General features: G+C 74.2%; 4 protein-coding genes and 1 riboswitch. Of the genes, 2 read left to right on the top strand and 2 right to left on the bottom strand.

Going from position 1 to position 6,619, the window contains the following annotated elements; genetic code table 11:
- Positions 1-803, bottom strand: an 803-nt coding sequence (locus F2B26_RS04755; protein ID WP_159806971.1) for an aminotransferase class V-fold PLP-dependent enzyme, incomplete at its 3' end; no start/stop codon positions are given.
- Positions 804-834: 31 nt separating this feature from the next.
- Positions 835-949: riboswitch (SAM riboswitch) on the bottom strand.
- A 122-nt stretch (positions 950-1,071) separates the two neighbouring features.
- Here F2B26_RS04755 and F2B26_RS04750 point away from each other — a divergent pair.
- The gene (locus F2B26_RS04750) at positions 1,072-2,829 is read left to right on the top strand and encodes an MFS transporter (RefSeq protein ID WP_159806969.1); all 1,758 of its coding nucleotides are present in this window, start codon (positions 1,072-1,074) and stop codon (positions 2,827-2,829) included.
- Here F2B26_RS04750 and recQ read toward each other — a convergent pair.
- Entirely contained in the window at positions 2,787-4,811 is a 2,025-nt protein-coding gene (recQ, locus tag F2B26_RS04745; protein WP_438939164.1) for a DNA helicase RecQ, read from the bottom strand. The genes F2B26_RS04750 and recQ overlap by 43 nt on opposite strands.
- A gap of 109 nt (positions 4,812-4,920) precedes the next feature.
- On the opposite strand from recQ, the gene F2B26_RS04740 reads away from it, so the two are divergent.
- Positions 4,921-6,537, top strand: a complete 1,617-nt coding sequence (locus tag F2B26_RS04740; RefSeq protein ID WP_201292608.1) for an amidohydrolase — start codon at positions 4,921-4,923, stop codon at positions 6,535-6,537.
- Positions 6,538-6,619: the final 82 nt, after the last annotated feature.

Below are 6,619 nucleotides of genomic sequence, written 5' to 3'. Positions count from 1 at the left end.
TGCCACAGCGTCCGGTCCGTGCGCACGTCGCGCACCGCACCGCCGCCGGCCAGGTACGCGGGGCCGGCGTCGAGCCAGTCCCGCCGCCCGACGAGCGCCCCAGCACCGAACGGCGCGTAGGTCTTGTGCCCGGAGAACGCGACGTAGTCCGCCCCGGTCTCCGTGAGCGAGAACCCGCGGTGCGGCACGAGCTGGGCACCGTCCACCACGACTCGGGCCCCCCACCGGTGCGCGAGCGCGACGACGTCGGCGATCGGCAGCGACTCGCCGGTCACGTTCGACGCCCCGGTGAGCGTGACCAGCGCGTAGCAGCCGACGGCGAGCTCGGCCGCGAGCGCCTCGAGCGTCTGCGCGACGGTGTCGCGCACCGGCAGGATCGTCGTGCTGTGCTCCCCGCGGCGGGCGTGCACCCACGGCAGCAGGTTGGCGTGGTGCTCCCCGTCGAGCACGAGCACCTTGCCCGGCACGACCCCGGCGAGCAGGTTGAGCGCATCGGTGGTGTTGCGCACGACGATCGTCACGTCGTCCGGCCGCGCGCCGACGAACCGGCCGATCTGCGCCCGGGCCTGCTCGTAGAGCGCCGTGCACACCTGGGACAGGTAGCCGGCGCCGCGGTGCACCGAGGCGTACAGCGGCAGCACCTCGGTGACCCGCGCCGCGACCGAGACCAGGGCCGGGGCGGAGGCGGCACCGTCGAGGTTGGCGTAGGTGACCTGCCGGCCGTCGATGAGCGGCACGAGCGTGTCGGCCCCGACGACGGGCAGCAGGGCCTCGCAGACGGGACGGTCCAGGGTGAGCGTCATGACAGTCCTCCGGTGCGACCGGGACCTGCGGGTCCCGCGCTTGCCGCCCGACGGTCGACGGGCAGCCAGGTCGTCACCCGGGGCACCCCACCGCGGAGGAGGGTTGCCGGCCAGCAAGCCGGGGCTGAACGCTGGCACTCGTGACCTGGGTCGAGGATGACCAGTCCGGGTGCGGCCTGTCAAGCAACCAGGGGACACTCCCACCCGTGACGCCCGCACCCGGCGCGCTCCGAGGATGATGGCGGCCACCTGAATCGAGGGAGCGACCGTGGCCGCACGCCAGTCATCCGACCCGTCCGCCGCCGCGGGCGGGGTCCTGCTCACGCTCGCCGCGAGCCAGTTCCTCATGACGCTGGACAGCTCGGTGATGAACGTGTCGATGACGCAGGTCGCGCACGACGTCGGCACCTCGATCACCGGGATCCAGACCGCGATCACGCTCTACGCCCTCGTCATGGCCGCCTTCATGGTGATCGGCGGCAAGCTCGGCGGGATCATCGGGCGGCGCCGGGCGTTCGAGATCGGCTGCGTCGTGTACGGCGTGGGTTCGCTGGTCACCGGGCTGTCGACGAGCCTGCCGGTGCTCATCCTCGGCTGGTCGGTGCTCGAGGGGCTGGGTGCGGTGCTCATCCTGCCGGCGGTGGTCGCGCTCATCGCGGTCAACTTCGCCCCGGCGCAGCGGCCGAGCGCGTACGGCCTCATGGCGGCGGTGGGTGCGGTCGCCATCGCCGTCGGCCCGCTGCTGGGCGGTGCGGCCACGACCTACCTGTCGTGGCGCTGGGTGTTCTTCAGCGAGGTCGTCATCGTCGCGGTCATCCTCGTGCTGTCCCGCAAGATCAAGGACACTGCGGCCCGCTCGACGGCCCGGCTCGACGTGCTCGGTGCGGCGCTGTGCGCGACCGGGCTGGGCGTCACCGTGTTCGGCGTGCTGCGGTCGAGCGACTGGGGCTGGCTGACGGCCCGGCCGGGCGCGCCGTCGCTGCTCGGCACGTCGCTCACGTTCTGGTTCATCATCGGTGGGCTGGTCACGCTGTGGTGCTTCCTGCTGTGGGAGAAGCACCTGGCGGCGGCCGGCCGCGAACCGCTCATCCGCATCTCGATGCTGCAGAACACGGTGCTGCGCTCGGGTCTGACGCTGTTCGGGTTCCAGTTCCTGGTGCAGGCCGGGGTGTTCTTCGTCGTCCCGCTGTTCCTGTCCGTGGTGCTCGAGCTGCCGGCGCTGGAGACCGGGATGCGCGTGCTGCCGCTCTCGCTGTCGCTGCTGGTGGCGGCCCTGGGCATCCCGCGCCTGTGGCCGCACGTCTCACCGCGCCGAGCCGTGCGGATCGGCATCGCGCTCATGCTCGTGGGCATCCTGCTGCTGCGTTCGGGCATCGACCTGGACGCCGTTCCCGCGGTGGTCGCGCTGCCGATGGTCTTCATGGGCCTGGGCATCGGCACCCTGGCCTCGCAGCTGGGCGCGGTCATGGTCTCCTCGGTCGACGAGGAGCTGAGCGGTGACGTCGGCGGGCTGCAGAACACCGCGACCAACCTCGGGTCCTCGGTGGGCACGGCGCTGGCCGGGTCGATCCTCATCGCGGCGCTGAGCAGCTCGTTCCTCGCCGGCATCACGCAGAACCCCGACGTGCCCGACTCGGTGAAGCAGGCGGCGCACGTCGAGCTGTCGACGGGTGCCTCGTTCGTGTCCGACGCCCAGCTGTCCACCGCGCTGGCCGACGCCGGGGTCTCGCCCACGCTGCAGGCCACGATCGTCGAGCAGAACCGGGCCTCCCGGATCGACGGGCTGCACGTCGCGCTCGGCGTGCTCAGCCTGGTCGCGGTGCTCGCGCTGTTCTTCACCGGCGGCATCCCGACCCGGCAGCCGCAGGACCAGCAGCCCGCGGAGGGGCCGTCGGACGGGCCCTCGGGCGGGTCACCGCCGGACGAGCCGTCGGACGAGCCGCAGTCCGAGGAGACCGAACCCAACGAGAAGGCGACGGGCGGTCAGTCGCCGGCGGCGAGGGCCGCGAGCAACCCCTCGCCGTAGCGGTCGAGCTTGGTGGCGCCCACCCCGCTGATCCCGGCGAGCTCGGCGCGCGTGCTGGGCCGCCGGGTGGCGACCTCGCGCAGCGTCGCGTCGTGGAACACGACGTAGGCCGGCACGCCCTGCTCCCGGGCGGTGGCGGCCCGCCAGGCACGCAGCCGCTCGAACACGTCGACGTCGGCCGCGGGCAGGTCGGCCGCGGCGCTCGCGGTCCGGGCGCTGCGGACGGCCTTCGCCGCGCGCGGGGCCTCCCGGCGCAGCCGCACCTGTCGCTGCCCGCGCAGCACATCGGCCGAACCCTCGGTGAGCCGCAGCGTGCCGTACCCGTCGGAGTCGACGTCGAGCAGCCGGGCGGCGAGCAGCTGACGCACCACGGTGCGCCACTCCCCGTCGGCCAGGTCCTCGCCGATGCCGAAGGTGGACAGCCCGTCGTGCCCGAGCTGGGTGACCCGCGGGGTGCGCTTGCCGCGCAGGATGTCGACGACGTGCCCGACGCCGTACCGCTGCCCGCGCTGGTCGAGCCGGGCGACGGTGGACAGCAGCTTCTGCGCGGGCACGGTGCCGTCCCAGGACCGCGGCGGGGCCAGGCACGTGTCGCAGTTGCCGCACGGGGTGCTGGTCTGGCCGAAGTAGGCGAGCAGCTGGACGCGGCGGCAGTCCACCGTCTCGCACAGCGCGAGCATGGCGTCCAGGTGCGCGGCGAGCCGGCGCTTGTGCGCGGCGTCGCCCTCGGAGCCCTCGATGAGCCGGCGCTGCTGCACCACGTCGGCCAGGCCGTAGGCCAGCCAGGCGGTGGACGGCAGCCCGTCGCGGCCGGCGCGGCCGGTCTCCTGGTAGTAGCCCTCGACGGACTTGGGCAGGTCGAGGTGCGCGACGAACCGCACGTCGGGCTTGTCGATGCCCATCCCGAACGCGATGGTCGCGACCATGACGAGCCCGTCCTCGCGCAGGAACCGCGACTGGTTCGCGGCCCGCACCCGGCGGTCCAGCCCCGCGTGGTACGGCAGCGCCGGGACGCCCTGCTGCACCAGCCAGGCGGCGGTCTGCTCGACGGACGCCCGGGTGAGGCAGTAGACGATGCCGGAGTCACCGGCGTGCTCGGCGCGCAGCAGCTCGAGCAGCTGGGCCTTGGGGTTGTCCTTCGGCACGATCCGGTAGGTGATGTTCGGCCGGTCGAAGTCGGCGACGAACTGCCGGGCGTCGGTGAGCTCCAGGCGCTGGGCGATCTCGGCCCGGGTCGCGTCGGTCGCAGTCGCGGTGAGCGCCACCCGCGGCACCTGCGGCCAGCGTTCGTGCAGCAGGGACAGCCGCAGGTAGTCGGGCCGGAAGTCGTGCCCCCACTGGGCGACGCAGTGCGCCTCGTCGATCGCGAACACCGCGACGTGCCCGCGGTCCAGCAGGTCGAGCGTGGCGGGCACCGCGAGCCGTTCGGGGGCCAGGTAGAGCAGGTCGAGCTCACCGGCGAGGAACGCGGTCTCGACGGCGGCCCGTTCGCGTCCGTCCTGGCTGGAGTTGAGGAACCCGGCCCGCACGCCGAGCGCGGAGAGGGCGTCCACCTGGTCGGCCATGAGGGCGATGAGCGGCGAGACGACGACGCCGGTGCCCTCCCGCACGAGGGCCGGCACCTGGTAGCACAGCGACTTGCCACCGCCGGTGGGCATGAGCACGAGGGCGTCCCCGCCCGCGACGACGGTGTCGACGATCTGCTCCTGCGCACCGCGGAACGCCGGGTAGCCCCAGACCTCGTGCAGCACCTGCTCGGGCGTACCGCGGGAGGGTGCGGGGGCGCCGTGCGCGACGGATCGGGTGGCGGGCGCGGCACCGGGCCGGGCGCCGCCCGCGGGCTGGGCGCCGTCGCTGGGCGGCTCGTCGGTCCAGCCGGGCGGTTCGGCCTCGTCCAACCAGGCGGGCGGCTCGTCGAGCCCGTCGAACCAGTCCGGGGGCTCGTCGGCGACCGGACCTGAGGACCCCTGCACCGCCTGCACGGCCCCCACCCTAGGCGGTCCCGCCGACACCTCCGCCGCCCGCAACCGTCCCGACACACGGCCCCGCTACCGTGCGCCGCACCACCCCCGAGCCGAAGGGCTGCACCACGTGAGCGCGCACCGCACCGTCGTCACCGGCGGCAGGCTGTTCACCCCCGCCGGGATCGTCGAGGCCCCGCTGCTGCTGGCCGACGGCACCATCGCGGCGATCGGCGTCGACGACCCGTCGGCCGAGCACGTCGACGCCGGTGGCGGGCTGGTGCTGCCCGGGTTCCAGGACTGCCACGCGCACCCGGTGCACGCCGGGCTGGAGATGCTCGGCTGCGGTCTGTCGGGCTTCTCGACGAGGGACGAGTACCTGGCCGCCATCGCCGCGTACGCCGCGACCACCGACGCGCCGTGGGTGGTCGGCGCCGGCTGGTCGATGGACGCCTTCCCCGGCGGGATCGCCCAGGCCGCCGACCTGGACGCCGTCGTCGGCGGGCGCCCGGCGTACTTCGCCACACGCGACGGGCACACCGCCTGGGTGAGCACCCGCGCCCTCGAACTGGCCGGGATCGACGACACCACGCCGGACCCGGTCGACGGTCGCATCGAGCGCAACCCCGACGGCCGGGCCAACGGCACCCTGCAGGAAGGGGCGATGGGGCTCGTCGCCCGGCTGCTGCCCGCGCCGTCGGCGGACGAGATGGACGAGGCGCTGCGGCTCGCCCAGCGCCAGCTGTTCGCCTGGGGCGTCACCGGCTGGCAGGACGCGATCATCGGGGCCAGCACCTCGGTGCCGGACACCCTGGAGCCGTACCTGCGGCTGGTCGCCGCCGGTGAGCTCAAGGCGCGCGTCGTCGGCGCCCTGTGGTGGGACCGGGACCGCGGCCTGGAGCAGATCGACGACCTGGTGGCCCGCCGGGAGCGCGCGGTGGCGGCCGGGTTCGCCGCGACCTCGGTGAAGATCATGCAGGACGGGGTGGCGGAGAACTTCACCGCCGGGATGCTCGAGCCGTACCTGGACGCGTGCGGCTGCCCGACGCCGAACTCCGGCAAGAGCTTCGTCGACCCGGAGCTGCTGCGTGAGGTCGCCGTGCGCCTGGACGCCCTCGGCTTCCAGCTGCACGTGCACGCCCTGGGCGACCGGGCGGTGCGCGAGGCCCTCGACGCCATCGCGGCGGCGCGGGCCGCCAACGGTGCGCACGACCGCCGGCACACCCTCGCGCACATCCAGGTGGTGGACCCGGACGACGTCCCGCGGTTCGCCGAGCTGGGTGTGGTGGCGAGCATGCAGCCGCTGTGGGCCCGGCACGAACCGCAGATGGACGAGCTCACCGTGCCGTTCCTCGGTGCGGCCCGCGCGAGGCACCAGTACCCGTTCGGCGCGCTGGCCCGGGCCGGTGCGGTGCTGGCGTCGGGCAGCGACTGGCCGGTGAGCACGGCGAACCCGCTGGAGATCGTGCACACGGCGGTCAACCGCGCCCGGGTCGCGTCCGACGGGCGGTTCCTGCCCCCGTTCCTCGGCGAGCAGGCGTTGTCCCTGGCCGATGCGTTCACCGCGCACACCCTCGGCACGGCGTACCTCAACCACGACGAGGCCGACTCGGGCTCGTTGCAGGTGGGCAAGGCGGCCGACGTCGTCGTGCTGGACCGCGACCCGTTCGCGGCCCCGCCGTCCCAGATCGGGCTGGCCACCGTGACGCACACGTTCGTCGCGGGGGAGCTGGTGCACGAGGCCTGAGCCGCCGCGTCGCCGCCGGGGCACGGACCTGACGTCGGCTTCCCGGTGGCCGCGGGACTGACCCGATCGGCGGGCAACTCTC

The organism is Cellulomonas citrea (assembly GCF_009829685.1).
GTDB classification, from domain to species: domain Bacteria; phylum Actinomycetota; class Actinomycetes; order Actinomycetales; family Cellulomonadaceae; genus Cellulomonas; species Cellulomonas citrea.
Note: the sequence above shows the minus strand (reverse complement) of the source record. Positions and strands in the feature narration are given on the sequence as shown.